The organism is Acinetobacter sp. YH12155 (assembly GCF_013418255.1).
Taxonomy (GTDB): Bacteria; Pseudomonadota; Gammaproteobacteria; order Pseudomonadales; family Moraxellaceae; genus Acinetobacter; species Acinetobacter indicus.
Window position 1 is genome coordinate 1 of the sequence record NZ_VPCK01000048.1, and the last position, 2,035, is coordinate 2,035.

A 2,035-nucleotide genomic window follows, 5' to 3' on the forward strand; every position below is an offset into this window, starting at 1 on the left:
ACAAGCATCGTCATTTTATTATGGTCAGCCTCAGGGTGAAGTGTGTCTAATCAACAGGGTTTTCGGTCTCTAAGTACTTTTTAAAGGGAACATCATCGACTCAAATCTCTATTTGCAACAGTGCCGATAAAAGGGGGTCGTTTGCGGGAGAGGGCGAAATCCTACGCTAAGGCTTTGGCCAACGATATTCTCCGGTAAGATTGATGTGTTCCCAGGGGATAGGAGAAGTCGCTTGATATCTAGTATGACGTCTGTCGCACCTGCTTGATCGCGGCCGCGATAGCTAGATCGCGTTGCTCCTCTTCTCCATCCGCGTTCCAAGCTGCGGAAAGGCACCCATAAGCGTACGCCTGGTCGAGCAGGCGACGCGGATCGACGTCCAGCGCACGAGAGAATGCGTCCGCCATCTGTGCAATGCGTCTAGGATCGAGACAAAGGTCGTCTCTGTCAGCCGGATCGTAGAACATATTGGCGGCGCCAAAGCCCACTTCACCGACCAGACCGACGGGATCTATCACCAGCCAGCCGCGACTGGAGAACATGATGTTTTCATGATGCAGATCGCCATGTAGCCCACGCAGTTCCGAGGCATTGCTCATCATTTGATCGGCTATAATCGCCGCGTGGACGTAGTCAGTTTGACAACCTGCGTTTTGATCATCGCGCGCCCGCTGAAACAAAGCTGCAAAGCGATCCCGGATCGGGAGAAGGGCAGAAGGCAGGGGTTCCTCAGATGCGGCATACAGCTTCGCCATTAGTTCCGCTGCAATTTCGGTCGCCTGGTAGTCGCCGTGCTCGGCAACGATGTGAGAGAGCATTCGCTCCCCGGCATATTCGAGCAACATCAGATTGTTCTCACGACCGAGCAACCGGACTGCTCCCCTCCCATTGCGCCATACCAGATAGTCGGCCCCGCGCAGTTCATCAGCAATGTCTTCTATAGGTTTCAATCCCTTGACGATTGCAGGAGTCCCGTCTGGCAATGAAACTTTCCAAACGAGGCTGGAAAAGGTGTCCGCAATGAGAACAGGTTGCGAAACGTGCCAATGAGCAGGAAAAACAGGCGGCATGAACATCAACCCCAAGTCAGAGGGTCCAATCGCAGATAGAAGGCAAGGCGTTCGCGGTCGGGGGCTTCGATCCCCAATACATTGAATAGGACAGCGAAGGCGCGCTCTGCTTCATCTGGCGCTGCCCAGTTCTCTTCGGCGTTAGCAATCATGAGTGCCAAATCGGCATAGCGATCTGCTGTTCCGAGCCGCCCAAGGTCGATCAGACCCGTGCATTGAAGAGTTTTAGGGTCCACCATGAAGTTCGGCATGCAGGGATCACCATGGCAAACAACCATATCGGTGCGCTCTTGGTCGAGCCGCACCGGTAGCTCTCGTTCGACACGAGCCAAAAGATCGAGCTGCGGCGTACTCTTGTCCTCGTCCGGTAAGAAGTCGGGATTGACGGCATTGCGGGACACCACATCAACGGCGCGTCCGAACATTCGCGACAGCCTGCGCTCAAACGGACATTGATCAACCGATAGGCTGTGAACAGCGCCAAGTTGCTGCCCCATTGACGGCCACGCTTTGAGCAAATCCGCTCCAGACAGATCAGCCGCCGGTACTCCCGGAATTGCCGTTATCACCAAGCATGCACCCTCCTGTTCCTCCTGCCAGTTGATCACCTCGGGGCAAGCCACACCTCGACCTTTGAGCCAAATGAGGCGGTCACGCTCTCCAGCGAGCTCACCGCGGCGGGAAGCAGGTGCGATTTTCGCGAAGGCATGCCCGTCACCACGTCGAAAAACAAAATCACCAGATTCTCCGCCTCTGACAGGCAACCAGTCAGAATGCGATTCACCAAAAAAAATATTAGTTCGATTCAATGGAGGTTCCTTCAGTTTTCTGATGAAGCGCTCTGTACACGACAAAAATAGATAACTCATTGAAATAATGTCACAATAATTGTTTTCTAACGACGAATACTATGACACATCTCAATGAGTTATATCTTATCTTAAACAAATCTCTAAAATGGAACA

Annotated in this window: 2 protein-coding genes; both read right to left on the bottom strand. The window is 53.0% G+C overall.

The window, feature by feature from the left end:
- Positions 1-239: 239 nt before the first annotated feature.
- Positions 240-1,076, bottom strand: a complete 837-nt coding sequence (locus FTU86_RS13695; RefSeq protein WP_000480968.1) for an aminoglycoside O-phosphotransferase APH(6)-Id — start codon at positions 1,074-1,076, stop codon at positions 240-242.
- Positions 1,076-1,879, bottom strand: coding sequence for an aminoglycoside O-phosphotransferase APH(3'')-Ib (aph(3'')-Ib, locus tag FTU86_RS13700; RefSeq protein ID WP_001082319.1), 804 nt, complete (start codon positions 1,877-1,879; stop codon positions 1,076-1,078). Before aph(3'')-Ib ends, FTU86_RS13695 begins: the two co-directional genes overlap by 1 nt.
- Positions 1,880-2,035 lie beyond the last annotated feature (156 nt).

Bases quoted from the DNA above. Each gene is read 5' to 3' on its own strand.
- FTU86_RS13695 (WP_000480968.1), bottom strand. From the start codon at position 1,076: ATGTTCATGCCGCCTGTTTTTCCTGCTCATTGGCACGTTTCGCAACCT.